This window comes from Streptomyces sp. NPDC001744, assembly GCF_042892575.1.
Taxonomy (GTDB): Bacteria; Actinomycetota; Actinomycetes; order Streptomycetales; family Streptomycetaceae; genus Streptomyces.
The window spans coordinates 57234-77211 of the sequence record NZ_JBIAUG010000010.1 but is presented as its reverse complement, the minus strand read 5'-3'; the positions used below and the strand labels follow the sequence as shown (position 1 = coordinate 77211).

General features: G+C 72.4%; 21 protein-coding genes. 7 read left to right on the top strand and 14 right to left on the bottom strand.

Features of this window, described 5'->3' with window-relative positions:
• The first annotated feature begins 51 nt into the window (after positions 1–51).
• Genes ACFYZY_RS14440 through ACFYZY_RS14430 form a run of 3 tightly spaced genes read left to right on the top strand, consistent with a single transcriptional unit; the run spans position 52 to position 3628 of the window.
• Positions 52–576 carry a PadR family transcriptional regulator gene (locus ACFYZY_RS14440; RefSeq protein ID WP_388693365.1) on the top strand — a complete coding sequence of 175 codons (525 nt, stop codon included), beginning with the start codon at positions 52–54 and terminating at the stop codon, positions 574–576.
• Positions 573–1256, top strand: coding sequence for an ABC transporter ATP-binding protein (locus ACFYZY_RS14435; protein WP_388693363.1), 684 nt, complete (start codon positions 573–575; stop codon positions 1254–1256). Before ACFYZY_RS14440 ends, ACFYZY_RS14435 begins: the two co-directional genes overlap by 4 nt.
• Positions 1253–3628 (top strand): FtsX-like permease family protein, encoded by a 2376-nt coding sequence (locus ACFYZY_RS14430; protein ID WP_388693361.1) that lies wholly within the window; start codon positions 1253–1255, stop codon positions 3626–3628. The genes ACFYZY_RS14435 and ACFYZY_RS14430 overlap by 4 nt, the downstream gene beginning before the upstream one ends.
• A 36-nt stretch (positions 3629–3664) precedes the next feature.
• Here ACFYZY_RS14430 and ACFYZY_RS14425 read toward each other — a convergent pair whose 3' ends face one another.
• Entirely contained in the window at positions 3665–4648 is a 984-nt protein-coding gene (locus tag ACFYZY_RS14425; protein WP_388693359.1) for a LysR substrate-binding domain-containing protein, read from the bottom strand.
• 134 nt (positions 4649–4782) lie between these two features.
• Between ACFYZY_RS14425 and ACFYZY_RS14420 the strand changes: the two genes are divergently transcribed.
• Complete coding sequence (locus ACFYZY_RS14420) at positions 4783–5337, top strand: peroxiredoxin (protein WP_388693357.1); 555 nt, start codon at positions 4783–4785, stop codon at positions 5335–5337.
• A 6-nt stretch (positions 5338–5343) separates the two neighbouring features.
• Entirely contained in the window at positions 5344–5877 is a 534-nt protein-coding gene (locus tag ACFYZY_RS14415; protein WP_388693355.1) for an alkyl hydroperoxide reductase, read from the top strand.
• A gap of 99 nt (positions 5878–5976) precedes the next feature.
• Here ACFYZY_RS14415 and ACFYZY_RS14410 read toward each other — a convergent pair whose 3' ends face one another.
• From ACFYZY_RS14410 to ACFYZY_RS14390, 5 genes are all read right to left on the bottom strand, one after another.
• A complete protein-coding gene (locus ACFYZY_RS14410) occupies positions 5977–6648 on the bottom strand; it encodes a hypothetical protein (protein ID WP_388693353.1) in 672 nt (223 codons plus the stop codon).
• Entirely contained in the window at positions 6645–8030 is a 1386-nt protein-coding gene (locus ACFYZY_RS14405; protein ID WP_388693352.1) for an AI-2E family transporter, read from the bottom strand. The genes ACFYZY_RS14410 and ACFYZY_RS14405 overlap by 4 nt, the downstream gene beginning before the upstream one ends.
• 141 nt (positions 8031–8171) lie before the next feature.
• On the bottom strand, positions 8172–8894 hold the full coding sequence (locus ACFYZY_RS14400) for a transglycosylase SLT domain-containing protein (RefSeq protein ID WP_388693350.1): 723 nt from the start codon (positions 8892–8894) through the stop codon (positions 8172–8174).
• Positions 8895–9267: 373 nt separating this feature from the next.
• Positions 9268–10593, bottom strand: a complete 1326-nt coding sequence (locus tag ACFYZY_RS14395; RefSeq protein ID WP_388693348.1) for a PhoH family protein — start codon at positions 10591–10593, stop codon at positions 9268–9270.
• 430 nt (positions 10594–11023) lie between these two features.
• On the bottom strand, positions 11024–11785 hold the full coding sequence (locus ACFYZY_RS14390) for an isoprenyl transferase (RefSeq protein ID WP_388693346.1): 762 nt from the start codon (positions 11783–11785) through the stop codon (positions 11024–11026).
• Positions 11786–11911: 126 nt separating this feature from the next.
• Here ACFYZY_RS14390 and mgrA point away from each other — a divergent pair, with 126 nt between their 5' ends.
• Entirely contained in the window at positions 11912–12949 is a 1038-nt protein-coding gene (gene mgrA, locus ACFYZY_RS14385; protein ID WP_388693345.1) for an L-glyceraldehyde 3-phosphate reductase, read from the top strand.
• Positions 12950–13351: 402 nt separating this feature from the next.
• On the opposite strand, the gene ACFYZY_RS14380 is transcribed toward mgrA, so the two are convergent.
• Positions 13352–14083: a prepilin peptidase gene (locus tag ACFYZY_RS14380; protein WP_388693343.1), complete on the bottom strand. Its 732-nt coding sequence runs from the start codon at positions 14081–14083 to the stop codon at positions 13352–13354.
• Positions 14084–14124: 41 nt separating this feature from the next.
• Here ACFYZY_RS14380 and ACFYZY_RS14375 point away from each other — a divergent pair, with 41 nt between their 5' ends.
• Positions 14125–14499, top strand: a complete 375-nt coding sequence (locus ACFYZY_RS14375; RefSeq protein ID WP_388693341.1) for a DUF192 domain-containing protein — start codon at positions 14125–14127, stop codon at positions 14497–14499.
• Here the strand turns inward: ACFYZY_RS14375 and ACFYZY_RS14370 are convergent.
• The 7 genes from ACFYZY_RS14370 to ACFYZY_RS14340 all read right to left on the bottom strand — a co-directional run bounded on the left by ACFYZY_RS14370 (position 14471) and on the right by ACFYZY_RS14340 (position 19709).
• Positions 14471–15589, bottom strand: coding sequence for a hypothetical protein (locus ACFYZY_RS14370; protein WP_388693339.1), 1119 nt, complete (start codon positions 15587–15589; stop codon positions 14471–14473). The two genes, ACFYZY_RS14375 and ACFYZY_RS14370, sit on opposite strands and share 29 nt — an antisense overlap.
• A 163-nt stretch (positions 15590–15752) precedes the next feature.
• Entirely contained in the window at positions 15753–16826 is a 1074-nt protein-coding gene (locus tag ACFYZY_RS14365; protein WP_388693337.1) for a hypothetical protein, read from the bottom strand.
• Positions 16827–17087: 261 nt separating this feature from the next.
• The gene (locus tag ACFYZY_RS14360; protein ID WP_388693335.1) at positions 17088–17462 is read right to left on the bottom strand and encodes a hypothetical protein; all 375 of its coding nucleotides are present in this window, start codon (positions 17460–17462) and stop codon (positions 17088–17090) included.
• Between the two features lie 182 nt (positions 17463–17644).
• Positions 17645–18265, bottom strand: a complete 621-nt coding sequence (locus ACFYZY_RS14355; protein WP_388693334.1) for an OmpA family protein — start codon at positions 18263–18265, stop codon at positions 17645–17647.
• Between the two features lie 9 nt (positions 18266–18274).
• Positions 18275–18709, bottom strand: a complete 435-nt coding sequence (locus ACFYZY_RS14350; protein ID WP_388693332.1) for a hypothetical protein — start codon at positions 18707–18709, stop codon at positions 18275–18277.
• A 155-nt stretch (positions 18710–18864) separates the two neighbouring features.
• Positions 18865–19422, bottom strand: coding sequence for a pilus assembly protein TadG-related protein (locus tag ACFYZY_RS14345; protein WP_388693330.1), 558 nt, complete (start codon positions 19420–19422; stop codon positions 18865–18867).
• A gap of 74 nt (positions 19423–19496) precedes the next feature.
• Entirely contained in the window at positions 19497–19709 is a 213-nt protein-coding gene (locus tag ACFYZY_RS14340) for a Flp family type IVb pilin (RefSeq protein WP_388693328.1), read from the bottom strand.
• Positions 19710–19978 lie beyond the last annotated feature (269 nt).

The following is a 19978-nucleotide window of genomic DNA, read 5'->3' as shown; positions in this document are numbered from 1 at the left end:
CCTCCGGCCAGCTATACATCGTGCGTATACACCCCATGTACAGTGACGCCCATGTCCATCGGTCACACCCTCCTCGGACTCCTGGAGTCCGGTCCGCGCCACGGCTACGACCTCAAGCGCGCCTTCGACGAGAAGTTCGGCCACGACCGGCCGCTCCACTACGGGCAGGTCTACTCGACCATGTCCCGGCTCCTGAAGAACGGCCTCGTGGCCGTCGACGGCGTCGAGGCGGGCGGCGGCCCCGAACGGAAGCGGTACGCCATCACCGAGGCGGGCGTCACCGACGTCGCCCGGTGGCTCGCCACCCCGGAGAAGCCGGAGCCGTACCTCCAGTCCACGCTCTACACCAAGGTCGTCCTGGCCCTGCTCACCGGGCGCGGGGCCGCCGAACTCCTCGACACCCAGCGCTCCGAGCACCTGCGCCTGATGCGCGAGCTCACCCGCCGCAAGCAGGACGGCGACCTCGCCGACCAGCTCATCTGCGACCACGCCCTCTTCCACCTGGAGGCGGACCTGCGCTGGCTGGAACTGACCGCCGCCCGGCTCGACCGGCTCGCCGAGGAGATCCGCCGATGACCTCCGCACCGCTCCTGCGCGCCACCGGCCTCGACAAGGCGTACGGACCGACCCCGGCGCTCACGGGCGCCGACTTCTCCCTCCGGGCCGGCGAGGTCGTCGCCGTCATGGGCCCCTCCGGTTCCGGCAAGTCCACGCTGCTGCACTGCCTGGCCGGAATCGTGCGCCCCGACGCGGGCACCCTCACCTACGACGGCCGCGACCTCACCGCGCTCTCCGACAGCGCCCGCAGCTCCCTGCGCCGCACCGACTTCGGCTTCGTCTTCCAGTTCGGACAGCTCGTCCCCGAACTGACCTGCGTCGAGAACGTGGCCCTCCCCCTCCGCCTCAACGGCGAGAAGCGGAAGGCCGCCGAGGCCCGCGCCCTCGAATGGCTGGCCCGCCTGGAGGTCGACTCCGTCGCGGACAAGCGCCCCGGCGAGATCTCCGGCGGCCAGGGCCAGCGCGCCGCCGTCGCCCGCGCGCTCGTCACCGCCCCCCGGGTGGTCTTCGCCGACGAGCCCACCGGCGCCCTCGACTCCCTCAACGGCGAACGGGTCATGAGCCTGCTCACCGACGCGTCGCGGGACACCGGCGCCGCCGTCGTCCTCGTCACCCACGAGGCCCGGGTCGCCGCCTACTCGGACCGCGAGATCATCGTGCGCGACGGCAGGGTGCGGGACGCGGAGTGGGCGGCATGAAGCTCCGCACCTGGGTCCGCGACCTGACGCTCGGCGCCCGGTTCGCCGTCGCCGGCGGTCGCCCCGGCCTCTTCCGCACCCTGCTGACGGCGGCCGGCGTCGGCTTCGGCACGGCCCTGCTGCTGCTCGCCTCCTCGCTGCCCCAGATGCTCTTCCAGCGGGAGGTGCGGGAGGCGGTGCGGGCCGTCGACGCGAGCGCGGAGGCCCCCCGCCCCGGCCCCGACACCTTCCTCCACCTCACCCGCGCCACCACCTACCGGGACGACGTCGTCTCCGGGCTGCTGCTGCGCGCCGAGGGCGACGCGCCCCCGGTCCCCCCGGGCGCGGCCGCGTTCCCCCGGCCCGGCGAGATGCTGGTCTCCCCCGCGCTCCGCGAGCTGCTCGACTCCCCCGGGGGGGCCCTGCTCAAGGAGCGGCTCCCCTACCGGGTGGCCGGGACGATCGGCAAGGACGGGCTGATCGGCCCGGCCGACCTGCGGTACGTCGCCCACGCCGGCTTCCTCGACGCCGGCAACTCCGACGGGCGCGGCAGGGGCTTCGGCTGGTCGGTGCCCGCGGAGCCGATGAACGCCTTCCTGATCCTCCTCGTGGTCGTCGCCTGCGTCGTCCTGCTCCTGCCCGTGCTCGTCTTCATCGCGACCGCCGTCCGCTTCGGCGGCGAGCAGCGCGACCGGCGGCTCGCGGCGCTCCGCCTGGTCGGCGCGGACACCGCCACGACCCGGCGGATCGCGGCCGGCGAATCCCTCGCCGGCGCGCTCCTCGGCCTCCTGGCCGGGATCGGGCTCTTCGCGGTGGCCCGGCAGTTCGCCGGCGCCTTCACCGTCTGGGACGTCAACGCCTTCCCCTCCGACGTCGTGCCGATGCCCGCGCTCGCCGCGCTCGCCCTCGCCGCCGTCCCCGTCTCCTCGGTCGTGGTCACCCTCTTCGCCCTGCGCGGAGTGGCGATCGAACCGCTCGGAGTCGTCAGGACCTCCGTCCCGCGCCGCCGCCGGCTGTGGTGGCGGCTGCTGCTCCTCGGAGCCGGCACCGCCCTGCTCGTCCCGCTCATGGGCCGGGTCGAGGCGACCGCGACCAGTCTCGACACCGTGCCCGTCGTGGCCGGCACCGTCCTCTTCCTGATCGGACTGACCACGCTGCTGCCGTGGCTGGTGGAGGCCGGGATGGGCCGGCTGCGCGGCGGGCCGGTCGCCTGGCAGCTCGCCGTCCGCAGGCTCCAGTTGAGCAGCGGCACGGCGGCCCGCGCGGTCAGCGGCATCGTCGTCGCGGCGACCGGGGCCATCGCGCTCCAGATGCTCTTCCAGGCGATGGAGAGCGACTTCACGCGGTTCACGGGCGAGGACGCCTCCCGCGCCCAGCTCGCCGTCGGCGCCCACGCCAGGACCGCCGACGAGGCCCGCGGGATGGTGGCCCGCTTCGGACGGACCGAGGGCGTCACCGAGGCGATGGGCGTCGTCGAGTCGCACGTGTGGCGGCCCGGCCCCCTGGGGAAGGGCGAGGAGTTCGCCCCGCTGGCCTCGATCAGGGTCGGCGACTGCGCCTCCCTCAAGGAGTACGCCGCGCTGCCCTCCTGCGGGGACGGCGACGTCTTCGTCTTCCTCCCGCACGGCCTGCAGGGCGCCCCGGACGACGCCCGGATCACCCGGGTCGCGCGGCCCGGCGCCACGGTCGCCCTGCGCGACCCGCACCCGCACCCGGAGAAGGGCGGGCCGGGGCGGGCCGCGAGCCCTCCGCCGCTGTGGCGCGTCCCCGCCACCGCCCGGGTCGTGGACTCCCGCCCCGACCCGACGGGTCTGTACCAGTACGGCCTCCTCGCCACCCCGTCGGCGATCGACGCCGCCCTGCTCCACGAGCCCCACGCGCAGAGCATGATCCGGATCGACCCGGCGGTGCCCGACGCCGCCGACCGCGTGCGGAACACGGCGGCGGCGATCGACCCGACCTCCTGGGTGCGCGACCTGAAGGACGTCGAGCGCGACGCGGCCTTCTCCAGCGTCCGCACCGGCATCCTCGTCGGCTCCACCCTGACGATGCTCCTGGTGGCGGCCTCGCTCCTGGTCACGACCCTCGAACAGCTCAAGGACCGCAGGCGGCTGCTCTCCTCGCTGGTCGCCTTCGGCACCCGGCGCTCCACCCTGAGCTGGTCGGTGCTGTGGCAGACGGCGGTACCGATCGCCCTCGGCCTCGCCCTCGCCGTGGCGGGCGGCCTCGGGCTCGGGCTCGTCCTGCTCAGGATGGGCGGGCAGCGGGTCCAGGACTGGTGGGCCTTCCTGCCCGTCGTCGGGATCGGCGCCGCCCTGATCGCGGTCGTGACGCTGCTGAGCCTGCCGGCCCTGTGGCGGCTGATGCGTGCGGACGGGCTGCGCACGGAGTAACCCGTACGTGTACGGGCGCGGGCGCCGGGCCCCGCCTCAGGCGCCGGTTCCGTCCGCGCCCGCCACCCGGACCGGCAGCCTCCGCATCGCCTCCCGCAACGCCCCGGCCAGCTCCTCGAACTCGCTCTGCCGGGCCGCGCCCGTCCGCATCGCGAGGGCGATCCGCCGCGAGGGGGCCGGATCGGCGAAGAACCCGGTCCACAGGGCGGTGTTGCGGGCGGTCTCGACCGTGACGGCGGTGCGCGGCAGCAGGGTCACGCCGAGGCCGCCCGCCACCAGCTGGACCAGGGTGGCGAGGCCGGCCGCGGTGGTGGTGACCTCGGCGCCGTCCGAGCGCCCGGCCTCGCGGCAGATGTCGAGAGCCTGGTCGCGCAGGCAGTGGCCCTCGTCCAGGAGCAGCAGCCGGAGTTCCCTGAGGGCCTCGCGCGGGATGTCGTCCCGTCCGGCCAGCGGGTGCCCGGCGGGCGTGACCAGGACGAAGTCCTCGTCGAAGAGGGGGAGTTCGGTGACCCCGGGCACCCCGAGCGGCACGGCGAGGAGGAGCAGGTCGAGCCGACCGGCCGCCAGCCCCTCCAGGAGCGAGGAGGTCTGCTCCTCGTGGACCTGGAGGTCGAGGTCCGGGTAGCGCCGGTGGACGAGGCGCAGGACCGTGGGCAGCAGGTAGGGGGCGACGGTCGGGATCACCCCGAGCCTCAGCACCCCGGTGAACGGGGCCTGCGCCGCCTCCGCCTCCTCCATCAGCTCCGCCACCGCGTCGAGGACGGCTCGCGCGCGCACCGCGAGCCGTTCCCCGGCGGGCGAGAGCAGTACCTTCCGCGTCGTACGCTCGAGGAGCTGGACACCGAGTGCCTCTTCGAGTGCCGAAACCGCGCCCGAGAGCGCGGGCTGGCTCATGCCGATGGAGGCCGCCGCGTCCCGGAAGTGCAGATGCTCCGCGACCGCGACGAAGGCCCTGAGCTGCGAAAGACTGGGCTGTTTGCCCCGCTGGGGGCCGAGCGGGGGGAGGTACGGGGATGCCACTGATAACCACCTTCGATCAACACGCCCCACTCTAGCTATTTCCCTGATCAATGCACTCCGTGCCATGCTGGTGATCCGTCCAACCCCTACGGAAGGCCCTCAAAAGGGGCACTTCCCAGCTGCAAGGAGAGCGCGTGCTCACTGTCGGTGACCAGTTCCCCACCTACGACCTGACCGCCTGCGTGTCGCTGGAGAGCGGCAAGGAGTTCGAGCAGATCGACCACAAGGCCTACGAGGGCAAGTGGCGCGTGGTGTTCTTCTGGCCGAAGGACTTCACCTTCGTCTGCCCGACCGAGATCGCCGCGTTCGGCAAGCTGAACGACGAGTTCGCGGACCGCGACGCCCAGATCCTCGGCGTCTCGGGCGACTCCGAGTTCGTGCACCACGCCTGGCGCAAGGACCACGACGACCTGCGCGACCTGCCCTTCCCGATGCTCGCGGACTCCAAGCACGAGCTCATGCGGGACTGCGGCGTCGAGGGCGAGGACGGCTTCGCCCAGCGCGCCGTCTTCATCGTGGACCCGAACAACGAGATCCAGTTCACCATGGTGACCGCCGGCTCCGTCGGCCGTAACCCCAAGGAGGTCCTGCGGGTGCTCGACGCCCTGCAGACCGACGAGCTGTGCCCGTGCAACTGGACCAAGGGCGAGACCACCCTCGACCCGGTCAAGCTCCTCTCGGGCGAGTGATCCGACATGGCCCTCGATGAACTCAAGGCAGCCATACCGGACTTCGCCAAGGACCTGAAGCTCAACCTCGGCTCGGTCATCGGCAACAGCGAGCTTCCGCAGCAGCAGCTGTGGGGCACCGTCCTCGCCTGCGCGATCGCCTCGCGCTCGCCGAAGGTGCTCAGGGAGCTGGAGCCGGAGGCCCGGGAGAACCTGAAGCCCGAGGCGTACCAGGCGGCCAAGTCCGCCGCCGCGATCATGGCGATGAACAACGTCTTCTACCGGACCCGGCACCTGCTGTCGGACCCCGAGTACGGGACGCTGCGCGCCGGCCTGCGGATGAACGTCATCGGCAACCCGGGCGTCGAGAAGGTCGACTTCGAGCTGTGGTCGCTGGCCGTCTCCGCGATCAACGGCTGCGGCCAGTGCCTGGACTCGCACGAGCAGGTCCTGCGCCAGGCCGGTGTCGAGCGCACCACGATCCAGGAGGCCGTGAAGATCGCCGCGGTGATCCAGGCGGTCGGCGTCACCCTCGACGCGGAAGCGGTCCTCGCCGAGTAGGGCGCGGCCACACCGCACGAGAAGGACCCCGGGGCATCGGGCCCCGGGGTCCTTCCGCCGTTCACGGGCCTTTCCGCGGCCCCCGGCCCCGGCGCCCCGTCACTTCCTGAGCGCGGCCATCAGGGCGAGAACGTCCTTGGTCATCGGAGTCTCGATCCCGGAGAGGTCCACCGAGGGGACGGTCGTGACCGCTTCCCCGTCCACCACTTCCCTCTGGTGGTAGAGGACGACGTCGATCTCGGCCTGGCCGTCGAGGACCCGGAGCCGGCCCCCGTCCTCCCCCATGTCCTCGAAGAACGCCTGCTCGCCGATGCCGTCGATCTTCTGCAGCAGTCCGGCCTGCCGGCACCGCGCCTCGAACTCCGGCCCGGGGTCGACCACCCTGTGCAGGGTGTACGCGACCCTGACGCCCAGCTCGGCCCCCGGGGATCCGAAGCTGACCGAGCACTCCGACTCGTGGACCGCCGCCTCGTCCATCAAGGGGGAGGAGCCCGCTCCGGTCCGCTTGCCCAGGACCCCGGCGAGGGCCTCCAGCCGCGCCGCCTCGCAGAGGTTCTCCACCGCCCCGTACCCGCGCAGGTCCGGCCCCGACGGTTCCCGCTGTCCGTACGCGTAGAGGACGCCGCCCCAGAGGGCCGAGGCCACGACCGCGCCCCCGAGCGCCCACAGCCAGGGGCGACGGGACCGGGGCGGGCGGGGCGGCGGGTCGGCGGTGAGCACCTCGGGGTTCCCCGGCTCCTCCCCGCCCTCCAGCTCCGGTTCCGAGATCACGCCCCCTCCGTCCTGTCGGGCGCCGCGCCGGGTGCCGGGGTGGGGGCGACCTCGTACGCGGTCGCCCCGCGCGGCTCCGGTGTCCTGCGCAGGGCCTGCTCGGTGCTGTAGGCGCGGAGGTAGCCGACCGCCGTGTTGGTGACGGCGACCAGGGGGACGGCGACGACGGCGCCGCCGATGCCCGCGGTCAGGCCGCCGGCCGCGACCGCGAGGACGACGGCCAGCGGGTGGACCCGCACCGCCCGGCCGAGGATGAACGGCTGGAGGACGTGACCCTCGATCTGCTGCACGGCGAGGACGACGACGAGCACCATCAGGGCGGTGAACACGCCGTTGGTGACGAGGGCGACGACGACCGCGAGGGCGCCGGAGACGACGGCGCCGACCATCGGGATGAAGGCGAAGAGGAAGATGAAGACGGCGAGCGGCACGGCCATCGGCACGTCGAGGAAGTAGAGGCCGATGCCGATGAAGACGGCGTCGATGAGGGCCACCAGGACCGTGCCCCGCACGTAGGCGGTGAGGGTGCGCCAGGCGCGCGGTCCGGCGCCGGCGACGCCCGGCCGGGCCTGGGCGGGGACCAGCTTGAGCACCCACTCCCAGACCTTCCTCCCGTCGTACAGGAGGAAGAGCGTCGAGAACATGGCGAGCAGGATGCCGGTCATCGCCTCGACGACCACGGTGACGCCCTGGAGGCCGACCTGGGTGATCTGCTCGGCGTTGGCGCCGACGGAGTCGCTGAGGTTCTTCGCGATGCCGTTGATCTGCTGTTCGGTCACGTGGAAGGGGCTGTTGAGGAGCCAGCGCTTGAGCTCCTCGATGCCGCCCTTGACCTGGTCGGACAGGTTGTCGATGTTGTCCATCACCTGCCAGACCACGAACCAGCCGACCAGGCCCATCACGACGAAGCCGGAGACGGCGGTGACGGCGGTGGCGAGCCCCCGGGGCAGCCCCCTGCGGCGCAGCGCGGCCACGGTGGGCTGGAGCAGGGCGGTGACGAGGAGCGCGGCGACGAAGGCGAGGACGACCAGCTGGACGGAGCTGATCATCTTCATCAGGACCCAGACCGTGCCGGCCAGGACGAGCAGCCGCCAGCCCGCCTCGGCGGCCACGCGCATGCCCCAGGGGATCGCGGCGGCGGGGTCGGGGCGGGCGGCGACGGCCGGCGCGTACGAGGGGGGCGCGGGCACGGAGAGGGCCGTGTCCTCGGCGGTGTCCCCGGCGGCGTCCTCCGCGTCCGCGCGGGAGCCGCCTCCGGGTCTTCCGTACGGCGCGTCCAGCTCGTCGTCCCGTTCCGCCTCCGCCCTGCGCTCGTCGAGACGTTCACCCATGCGGCTCAGGCTCTCGCCCAGCCGGTTCAGCCACCCTGGCACTCTCGACATCTCTTCCCTCTTCCCCGCCCGCTCTTCCCGTCAGCTCCCCGGGTGCCCCTGACCTTCGAACCTACACGCCCATGCGCGGAAGCCCCCCGCCGTAGGACGGCGGGGGGCTTCCCGTGGTTGAGGCGCCGGTACTGGCCGGTACTAGTACGAGCGGTGCGTCAGCCAGTACGACCAGGCGTCGCACGGGCTCCCGTAGCGCTCGTTCATGTAGTTGAGGCCCCACTTGATCTGGGTGGCGGGGTTGGTCCGCCAGTCGGCGCCGGCCGAGGCCATCTTCGAGCCCGGGTACGCCTGCACGAGGCCGTAGGCGCCCGAGGACGGGTTGGTCGCGCGGTAGTTCCAGGTGGACTCGTGGTCCACGATGTTGCTGAAGCACTGGAACTGCCCGGACGGGACGATCTGGCGGGCGATCGCCTTGACCTCGGCGACGGTGTACGAGCCCTGGGCGGCGAAGGAGACGGACTCGCGGATCGCGGAGCGGCTGGCCCGCTCGGCCTCCTCCTTCTCCTTGCGCTCCTTCTCGGCCTTGGCCTTGGCCTCGGCGGCCGCCTTGTCGGCGGCCTGCTTCTTCGCCTCGGCGTCCTGGGCGGCGCGGATGCGGGCCGCCTCCTCCGCCGACTTCTTCGCGACCGAGTCGGCCGCGGCGGCCTGGACGTCGGCCTGCTCGGAGAGGGACGAGACCTGCACCTGCGCCTGCTCGCCCGCGGGAATGTCCGCGAGGAGGGTGGTGTCGGCCGCGGCGGCCTCGAAGGTGTCGTCAGCGGACTGGGCGGCGTTGCCCGAGGCGACGCCGACGACGGCGCCGACGGTGGTGACCGCGGTGGCCGAAGCCACTGCGAATCCCCGGACCGAGATCCGGCTCACACGGTTTCCTTCCAGCACGCCCGCACAGGTGACCACGCGGGCGAAATCTTGCCCCTGGCACTGGTCTCCGACGTACGGGGTCACAGGAGACACGGGCCCGTGGTGCTGTGGGCGGCATACGGCGGACGGCTGTTGAGTTGTGCGGTGGGCACCCCTGGGGATGCACGTGTGCCGTATGCGGGGCCTGACGGAAGCAAGACTCTGCCGGACCGCGCCACCGCAAGGCAATTCTGTGGTGCGTGTGAAAGCTCACACCTCGACAGGAGCAAGTGTTCCGGGCGATGTTGCGGACAGAAGGGCGCCGCCCGGCTAAGATCCTGCGCTTCGCCGGGCGGCGCCCTCTGTCGTACGCACACAAGTGCTTACGAATCGGTCAGATTTGGACGTCCTCCAGCATCTCCGTCACGAGCGCGGCGATCGGGGAACGCTCGGAGCGGGTGAGGGTGACGTGGGCGAAGAGCGGATGCCCCTTCAGTTTCTCGATGACGGCGACGACTCCGTCGTACCGGCCGACCCGGAGGTTGTCGCGCTGGGCCACGTCGTGGGTCAGCACGACACGCGAGTTCGCCCCGATCCGGGACAGAACGGTCAACAGGACGTTCCGCTCCAGGGACTGGGCCTCGTCCACGATGACGAAGGCGTCGTGGAGGGAGCGGCCCCGGATGTGGGTGAGCGGGAGGACCTCCAGCATCCCCCGACCGAGCACCTCCTCGACGACCTCGCGGCTCGCGACCGAGGACAGCGTGTCGAAGACGGCCTGCGCCCACGGGCTCATCTTCTCGGCCTCGCTGCCCGGCAGGTACCCCAGCTCCTGGCCGCCGACCGCGTACAGCGGGCGGAAGACCATCACCTTCTGGTGCTGGCGGCGCTCCAGGACCGCCTCCAGGCCCGCGCAGAGGGCGAGCGCGGACTTGCCGGTGCCGGCCCGGCCGCCCAGGGAGACGATGCCGACGTCCGGGTCGAGGAGCAGATCGAGCGCGATCCGCTGCTCGGCGCTGCGGCCGCGCAGCCCGAACGCCTCCCGGTCGCCCCTGACGAGGCGCACGTTCCCCTCGGCGGTGACCCGGCCGAGCGCCTTGCCGCGCTCGGACTGGAGCACCAGGCCGGTGTGGACCGGCAGTTCGGCGGCCTCCGGCGCGTACAGCGTGTCCTGGTCGTAGAGCAGGTCCACCTGGTCGGCGGAGAGGGAGAGTTCGGCCATCCCGGTCCAGCCGCTGGAGTCCGTGACGGCGAGTTCGGCGCGGTACTCCTCGGCGAGGAGCCCGACCGAGGACGCCTTGATGCGCAGCGGCAGGTCCTTGGAGACGACCGTGACGTCGTACCCCTCGGCCTGGAGGTTGCGCGCGACCGCGAGGATCCGTGAGTCGTTGTCCCCCAACCGGTAGCCGGCGGGCAGGACGCCGGGGTCGGAATGGTTGAGTTCGACACGCAGGGTGCCGCCCAGGTCCCCGATGGGCAGGGGGGCGTCGAGGCGTCCGTACCGGACCCGGAAGTCGTCCAGGAGGCGCAGGGCCTGCCGGGCGAAGTACCCGAGCTCCGGGTGGTGCCGCTTGGCCTCCAGCTCCGTCACCACGACGATCGGGAGCACCACCTCGTGCTCCTCGAAGCGGGAGACGGCGTTGGGGTCGGCCAGCAGGACGCTGGTGTCGAGAACATAGGTGCGCCGGTCGGAAAGGCGGCGCTTCGTGCTGGTCACCACGGAAGGACAGACCCCCTCTGAAGACCCCTGTGAGGTCGGGGCGCGACGGAACCGGTGTCGCTGCGGGATGGGACCGGGATCGGGCCGCGCTGCGCGGGCCGGACCACGGCCCTCCGCTTCTCCCGTGCGTGTCCCGCACGGTCGTCCTGGCGCAAGGGGCCTCCCGGGTGGCGGTCTCCGTGCCGCTCACTTCACCAGGGATATGCCCTCGAACGGGGGCGGCCATGCCAGGGGGCGTGACGACGTGTTCGTGAACACGAGGTGATCGGTTCCGGCCGGGCGTCCGCCGGATCCTGCCCGAGTGTCTGCCGCGCCCTGTCAGGGTGTCCGTCGGGCCCTGTCAGGGCGCCCACCGGCCCACGCCCGGACGTTCGGGCTTCGCCCGGGAGTTCGAACGTCGTCCGAGTGGTTCGGATTCCGTCCGGGCGGTTCAGGTCCCGTAGCGCCGGTGCCGGGCCGCGTAGTCGCGCAGTGCCCGCAGGAAGTCGACCTTGCGGAAGGCCGGCCAGTGGACCTCGCAGAAGTAGTACTCCGAGTGGGCGCTCTGCCACAGCATGAACCCGGAGAGCCGCTGCTCGCCGCTGGTGCGGATCACCAGGTCGGGATCGGGCTGGCCGCGCGTGTAGAGGTGTTCCGAGATGTGCTCGACGTCGACGATCTCGGCCAGCTCCTCGAAGCTGGTGCCCCGCTCGGCGTGCTCCAGGAGGAGCGAGCGGACCGCGTCGGCGATCTCCTGGCGCCCGCCGTACCCCACGGCGACGTTGACGAGTATGCCCGTGTTGGTCCGGGTGGCCTCCTGGGCCTCCTTGAGCACGGACTGGGTCCGGGCGGGCAGCAGGTCCATCGTGCCGACGTGGTGGACCCGCCAGCGGCCGTCGGCGGCCAGCGCGCGCACGGCGTTCTCGATGATGCCGAGCAGCGGCACGAGCTGCTCCTCGGGCCGGTTCAGGTTGTCCGTGGAGAGCATCCAGAGCGTGACGACCTCGACGTCGGTCTCGGCGCACCAGCCGAGCAGCTCCTGGATCTTGTCCGCGCCGGCCTTGTGTCCCTGCTCGGGGGTCCCGCCGGACGCCTTGGCCCAGCGCCGGTTCCCGTCGAGGATGACCCCGATGTGCTTGGGGACCTGGGCGTGGTCGAGACGGCCCTCCACCCGGCGTGCGTAGAGCCCGTACACCAGGTCGCGCAGGTTCACTGTTCTTTACCCCTCCGTGCAGCGACGGGCCCCCAGGCATCGGCGGTCCGCAGGCCGCCACACTACTGCGCGGGGGTGCGGGCTCCCAGTCCGGGACGGTCACAAGTCCGTGATAAGCAGAGATACGTGACTGATTCCCCCTCGTACCGCGCCTCCGCGGACCGCTACGACACCATGGAGTACCGCCGCGCGGGCCGCAGCGGCCTCAAGCTGCCGGCGATCTCACTCGGCCTCTGGCACAACTTCGGCGACGACCGCACGCTGGACTCCCAGCGGGCGATCCTGCGCCGCGCCTTCGACCTGGGCGTCACCCACTTCGACCTCGCGAACAACTACGGGCCGCCGCCCGGCTCGGCCGAGCTGAACTTCGGCAAGATCTTCGCGCAGGACTTCGCCCCCTACCGGGACGAACTGGTCATCTCCACCAAGGCCGGTTATCTGATGCACCCCGGGCCGTACGGCGAGTGGGGCTCCCGCAAGTACCTGCTGTCCTCGCTGGACGCCTCCCTGAAGCGGATGGGCCTCGACCACGTCGACATCTTCTACTCGCACCGCTTCGACCCGGACACCCCCCTGGAGGAGACGATGGGGGCCCTGGCCTCCGCCGTCCGGCAGGGCAAGGCGCTGTACGTCGGCGTCTCCTCGTACACCGGTGAGCAGACCGCCGAGGCCGCGCGGATCCTGCGGGAGATGGGCGTCCCGGCCCTGATCCACCAGCCGTCGTACTCGATGATCAACCGCTGGACCGAGGAGGACGACCTCCTGGACACCCTGGAGGCGGCCGGCATGGGCTGCATCTCCTTCGTGCCGCTGGCCCAGGGACTGCTGACCGGCAAGTACCTGAAGGGCGTCCCGGAGGGCTCGCGGGCCACCCAGGGCAAGTCCCTCGACCCGGCCCTGCTCTCCGACGAGGTGCTGCGGCGCCTGCGCGGCCTCGCGGACATCGCGGAGCGGCGCGGGCAGTCCCTGGCGCAGCTCGCGCTGTCGTGGGTGCTGCGGGACCCGCGGATGACCTCGGCGCTGATCGGCGCGTCCAGCGTCGCCCAGCTGGAGGAGAACGTGGCCGCGCTCGGCGGCGCGCCGCTGACGGACGCGGAGCTGGTGGAGATCGACTCGTTCGCGGTGGACACCGCGGGGACGAACATCTGGGCCGGCCGGAGCTGAGGCTTCCGCCGGGGCCCGGTCGGGGCGGGGGCCGGTCGGGGCGGGGCCGGGTCGGGGGCCGGTCGGGGTCCGGGAGCCGGGCCGTGGTCCGGGGCGCCGGCCGGGGGCCGGGTCCCGGGGCCGGGGGCTCGTCCGGGAAAGAAAAACGGGCCGGTCCGTGGGGGGGATACGGACCGGCCCGAGGGGGGGTTTCCACCATAACCCTTCGGTGGTCGTGGTGCGCGCCACGTCGGTCCGGCGCGCCGCTCCGGACCGTCCGGTCCCCAAGCGGGACAAGGGCTCCGGGGCCCCGTGGCGGTTTTGCGCCCCGGCGTGGCGGCGGGGTTCCGTCCCTCCCAGGAGGGACGGAGGACGAGGGGTACGACGTTGACGGCGGGGGCCCCGGGGTCCCCGGCCGCGGCCTCAGGGCGTGGCGGTGGACGCGCCGAGGAGGAGGCCGAGGAGGCCGCCCGCGAGCATGAAGGGCCCGAAGGGGATCGCCGAGGAGCGGCCGGCCCGCCGGAGCAGGACCAGCCCGAGGCCGTACACCGCGCCGAGGAGGAACCCCGCGAAGGCCCCGGCGAAGAGGACCTCCCAGCCGTACCAGCCGAGGGCCGCGCCCAGCGGGAGCGCCAGTTTCACGTCGCCGAAGCCGAGTCCGCGCGGGTTGATCAGGAAGAGCACCAGGTAGGAGCCGCCGAGGACGGCCGCGCCGAGCAGCGCGTGGGGCCAGGAGCCGGCGCCGCCCGGCAGGAGCGCGGCGGCCCCCAGGAGCAGCGGCAGGCCGGCGGCGAGCGGCAGGGTCAGCCCGTCGGGCAGCCGGTGGACGCGGGCGTCGACACGGGCGAGGAGGACGGCGAGGGGGGCGGCGAGCAGCCAGGCCGCCAGTTCGGGCCGGGGGCCGGTGGCGGCGGCGAGCGCGGCGCAGACCAGGGCGGTGGGGACGACGGCGCCGGCCGGGGCGGCGGTCGCGCACGCCCCCCGGCCAAACCCGCCGAGCCAGCCGCGCGCGGGGCCCGCGAGCACGTGCCCGGCGGGGCAGCGGTCCCGCCACGGTTCGCCCGGCTCCACGGAGAGCCGGTACGCGGCGCGCGGGACGAGCAGCCCCGCGGCGGCCCCCCACAGGGCGGCGGCGGCGATCAGCGAGACGTACACGGAGCCGACCCTAGGCAGTCGGTGCGGCTACGGTCTGGCACATGGCGAAATGGGCGGACGGAACGGGGACGCTGACGGTGCCGGGGGGTCCTCCGGTGCCCCTGGAGGTGGCGGCGTCGTACCGGGCGCGACGGCGGGGACTGCTCGGACGGGACGGGGTCGCGGGAGCGCTCCTGATCGTCCGGACCAACAGCGTGCACACCTTCGGGATGCGGTTCGCGATCGACGTGGCGTACCTGGACCGTTCGTTCCGGGTCCTGTCGGTGGCCACGATGCGGCCGGGCCGGCTCGGCATGGTCCGTCCGCGCGGCCGGCACGTCCTGGAGGCGGAGGCGGGCGCGCTGGCGGAGTGGGGGGTGCGGCGGGGGGTGCGGGTGGACGTGGCCGTCACGGGGGGCCCGGGCCGAGCAGGGTGAAGGCGCCGTACGCGGCGGAGGCGAGGGCGAGGACGGCGAGGACGGGCACGGCGGTGCGCGGCCGGCGCTTCGCGAGGGCCGCGGCGGGCGGGAGCAGCAGCCCGAACGCGGGCATCATCAGGCGCGGACGCGACCCGAAGTAGGCGGCGCCGACGAGGGAGACGAGGACGACGCCGACCGTGTACGCGAGCAGGGGCAGCGGCTGTCCCTGGCGTACGCAGAGGACGACGAGCCCGGCGAGGAGGGCGAGGACCGCCGTCAGGCCGAGGGCGGCGGGCCACGGCAGGCCCACGACGAACCGGGCGAGCGCGAGGCCGCCGTCGATGGAGTTGCCCCAGGCGGCCTGGACCTCGAAGTAGGCGGTGGGACTGTGTGCGCGGACGCCGACGTACACGACGTACCCGAGCCAGCCGAGGGGCGCGAGCAGCACGCCGGCCACCGTCCGCGCGGGCAGCCGGCGGTCCCGTACGAGGGCGGCGAGGGCGGCGGTCCCGAGGGCGGCGACCAGGGCGGCGGCGGTGGGGCGGGTGAGGCCGGCGGCGGCGCAGAGGAGACCGGCGAGGATCCAGCGGTCGCGCAGGACCGCGTACAGGGACCAGGCGGCGAGGGCGGTGAAGAGGGTCTCCGTGTACGCCATGGACTGCACGAACGCGGTCGGGTACACGCCCCACAGGACGGCGAGCACGGTCCCGGTCCGCGGCCCGAAGGCGTGGGCGCCGCACTTGAAAATGCCCCAGGCGGCGGCGAGCCCGGCCGTCCAGGAGACGAGGAGCCCGGCGGTGGCCGCGTCCAGGGGGAGCACCGTGGAGAGCCCCCGCTCCAGGGCGGGGAGGAGCGGGAAGAAGGCCAGGTCGGAGTGGACGTCGCCGTTGGGCAGGGTGACCTCGTACCCGTAGCCGTGCTCGGCGATCCGCGTGTACCAGACGGAGTCCCAGCGGCCCTTGAGCCGGTGCGCCCCGTCCTCGCCGGTCGCGGCGGCGGCGATCGCGAGGACGGCGAGACCGATCGCGCGGGTGGCGGCGTAGCCGCCGAGGGCGAGGAGGAGGGGGCGGGGGAAACGGCGGGGGCCGTCGGGGCGGGGCGGGGGCATGGGTTCGATTATCGGTTCGGGGCGGTGGGGTGGGACGGCGGGGGGCGGGGTGGTGGGGCCGGCGTGGTGGAGCGGGGCCGGGGTGGTGGGGCGGGTGCTCCGTTCCCGTCGGGCTCGGACGAAGAGGCGGGACAGTGGGGCGGACGGTCTCTTCCTGCCGGGCTCAGACGAGGAGGCGGGACACGACGACGAGGGTCACCAGGGCCGCCAGCGCGACGGCGGCGATCAGCCGGATCCGGTTCACGGAGGGCCACGCGGCGACGTGCGGCCCGTCGTGCCCGGGGACGACGAAGAACACCCGGTGGGGGTCCGGGGCGAGGGTGACGCGCGCCAGGGACAGGTGGCGCAGGTCGACCCGGCGGCCCACCTCCCCGTCGTGCCGGACGAGCCACGGCTCCAGGGCCGCGGCCACGTCCCCGGCGGTGTCGCGCGCGAGGGAGGAGCGCGGGCCGACCACGCGGACGCCGGTCCAGGCCCCGTGGTCGCGGGCGCTCCTCCACGCCCCGTACGGCAGCTCGGGGGAGGAGAACGTGACCTTCACGACGAGCGGGCTCCGGGTGACGACGCCCTCGGTCCACGTCACGGTCCGCGCGGTGCCGCCGCAGCGCCGGTGGGGCACGGTGCCCGTCCGGTCGCAGTCGGGACAGGCGCGGGAGCCCGATCCGCCGCACCGGGCGCAGGTGGTCCCGCCGCGTCCGCGGCAGCCGGCGCACGCCGCGTTCGCGGTGCCGCACGTGCCGCAGGTGACGCGTCCCTCCCTCGCCTGCTGCCCCGTGTTCAGCCGGCTGTGCGTCTGACGGCTGCGGCGACCGGTGCCGTCGCACCACAGGCAGGCGGCGATCCCCCGGCACTCGCCGCACGCCTTGGCCGGGGCACACGGCAGCTCGCCGCTCCCCTTGCAGCGCTCGCAGGCCACCACGCCGTTGCCGCAGTCGCAGGACCGGTCGTCCACCGAACCGCGCCGCACCAGTCTCAGCGTCGTCCCGGAGGCGGGGTCCTCGGGGGGCGGTATGCGGTACGCGTGGAGGTCGGAGCCGTACACGGGCCGGTCCGACAGGTCGATGGAGCCCTGGTGGAACCGCTCCTCCTCCGTGCGGGTCTCCATGCTGCGCAGGATCTTCCCCTCGATCAGGAGGTGGTGGCTGATGTCCGCCTCCTCCGGAAGCACCCGGCCGGTCTCGCCGCGCTCCTGGAGACTGCGCCGCACGGCCGCCAGGACGTCCTCGTCACTCAGCACGTTTCCGCCACCCCCGGTCCGCGCCGGAGCGCGTCAGCCTCGGCATGTCCGGGGAACGATACCCAAGTACCCCTGGTGGGAGGCTAGTTGAATAACGCGGGGGCGCACGGGGCCGCACGGGGCCGCTCAGGGCTGCACGGGGCCGCTCAGGGCCGTGCGGGGGGCCGGTGGAGAGGCCGGTGCGGGGATCGGCCTGGGGTCGCCCGGGGGAGGATCGGCCGGAGACCGGCCGAGGGGTCAGCCGAGGGATCAGCCGAGGGATCAGCCGAGCGGCCTCACGCGGGCGAACTTCGCGGCCATGACGGGGCCGAGCCGGTGGACGATCGCGTGTCCCGGCTCGTGCGGGGAGGGCAGGTCGCCCAGGAACGAGGTCACGATGACCTCGTCGACGCCGTGGTCCCCGCGACGGACCTCCTCCTCCAGGAAGACGAGCGTGCGGCGCCAGTCGGGCGCGGCCGGGTCCTCGCCGAGGAAGGAACGGACGGTGTCCTGAACGACGTCCCAGAAGAACACGTGCGGCAACACACCGCCCTGACGGAGCACATGGGTCTCATAGGCCCCCCGGAACCCGGGAATCCGGGTGACGAGATCACTGACCAGTTGCTCACCCGGCGTCACGCTCGGCATCGTCGTCATCTGTTCAGAATGCCCCCGACCGGCGGGCGGACACCGCCGATTCCGTGTTTTGCGACGGAACGCGGAGGCGGCACGCGGTGCGGTGGGGCGGCCGCGCCGGGGGACGAAGGCGCTGGGGAGCCACCGGACCCGCACCCTGCTCATGGCGCCTGCCGTACGGCCCCCGCTCCTGGTGCCGCTGCTCAGGGGGCGGCGGGCGGGGTGGTGCGCGGGAAGGAGACCTCGACCCGCCGGTTCTTCTTGCGGCCCTCTTCGGTGGCGTTGTCGGCGATCGGATAGTCCTCGCTGTAACCACGGATGTCGAAGGTCGTCCCGGGGTCGAGGGTCCGGGCGAGCACCTGCTGCACGGCCACGGCGCGCTGCTTCGAGAGCTTCAGGCCGTGCTCGTACGTCCCGAGGTTGTCGGTGAACCCGAAGACCCGGACCCGCCCCGACCCCTGCTTGTTGATCTCGGCGGCGATCGCGGCGATCCGACTGGTGGCGGCGGCGCCGAGCTTGGCGCTGTCCTTCGGGAACAGGACCTCGGCCTGAAGCGCGAAGGTCACGTCCACGTTGGTGTCCTGCCGCCGCTGCGCGCCGCCCTCCTCCTCGACGATCTGCTTGATGTCGAGCACCTTGGCGGGCGCGAGCACGGCCCCGTCGGGCAGCATCAGCCCCGGCGCGGTCTCGTCGATGACGGGCGCGGGGGAAGCGCTGCCGGCGGAGCCGGGCGGGTCGTCGGCGCGGGCGGCGGGCGCGGTGGCGGGCCACAGGACCGCGGAGACGAGGGCGAGGGTGGCGAGGCGGCGGTGTGTCGTCGTCATGGCGTCGCCTCAGGAGAGGGTGAGGGTGGCGGGTTCGAAGGTGGGGAGCTGGAAGGAGACTTCGGTGGTGGAGGCGGGGGGCGCGGGGAATTGCATGAAGACGGCAGCGGTCTCCCCTACAGGAAGAATACTGAGGCCCGTGGTCGCAAGAGGCCGACCATCTGTATCCCGCAAAACGTAGTATCGTTTCTTGGCAACAGAGTCTACGAGGGTCGCACCACCGAGCGAATTACCATGCTTCATCACCTCGGTTTCGTTACCTCTGACCAAACCCGAAAGTACCGCAGCCCCAGAACCGGCATTCTTCAATACCCCCTTTACCGTGAGGAAGCCTCCTGCATCGCGCGTCGCCAAGGTGATAGCGAGTTCCAGACCTTCCTGCCCCTTGAGCACAGCCAGTGTTTCTGTGGATTGCTCAGGCGCTTTCGGAGCCTGCGTGGCCACCCTCCCCCCAGAAGGGGTAACGGTCGTGGAAGCAGGCTTGCCCGCCTTCGAGTCCCCCTCGGCTCCACAACCGACCACGAGAAGAGCCACTGACGCGACCACAAAAGAGGACAGCCCCCTTCGTGCGCTTCGAACGTTCATGAAGCGTGCTTCCTTTACTCGTCGTCGCCAACCAGTCGGACAATGAAAAGATCAGCAGCATTGGGAAGTTCTGGATGATCGGGGTCGATCACCCAGGGGACACCTCCGCAGGAAAGACCCACGACCGTCTCCGACTCCTCGCCTGTCTCCACTGGGCCGGGGGACGAACTACCTGCCTCCGACTCCGACGCTCCCGGTACCCCGAAAGCGCAGTTCGGCTTAATCACAGCTTTCGCAGATGCAGTAGCCTTCCCCCCTTCCCCCCCTGCCGTACTCACCGTGAGACTAAAACCCTCATATCTCCCACGGAAGCGCACGCAATCGCCATCCTCAAGTTGTGCACCATTCTTGGAGGCGAAAACCGCCGCTCGTTCGCATGCAGAGGATTCCACGTACCTCCTCCCTTGAAGGAATACTTCCCACCGTTCAGGCTCAAGGGCGACATCGAGCCACCCCTTACGCAGTTGATCCCTGGCATCTTGGGCAGCCGCGAGCGCCGCCGCATCTGCAGCTGTTTGGGCATTATTGCGAGTTACAGCAGCCTGCCCGACCATGAAGTAGGCGAAAGCCAAGAACAGAAGACCTGCTACGACAGCAACATAAACGGGAAATGCCTGACCAGTGTCATTATGAAATCGACCTGAAGCTACTTGCCACCCGTCAGGCTTGCGATCTTGCGAGTGATGGCATCCTTGATCGAATTTCCGATATCCGTCCCCGTAATCGCCACCACAATCGCCACCACCACCACAATGATCCCCAGATACTCCACCGCCGTCTGCCCCCGGTCCCGGGAGCCCGCGCGGTCGGTGAGTTCGATCGTGGCCTTGGTCAGGGCCTTCAGCATCGCGTCGTTCATCGTGGTCCCCTCCGCGTTCGGACGCCTCCGCACGGGTACCGTACGCCGACGGGCGGGTCGGCGGACAGGGGCCGGAGGCCCGTTCGTGGGCCCCGTTCATCGGGTGGGCCCGGTGCCCTGGCAGGAGGTTATGGCCTCGGTGCGGGTGCGGGTGGGCGGTTCGGTGAAGACGGGCGCCTTCCCTGTGGACCGCCGGGTGGGGACGGGCGTCCTCCCGGTGGTCCGCCGGCTGCTCGGGTCCCTCATCTCCGCCTCCCTCGCACTCGTTC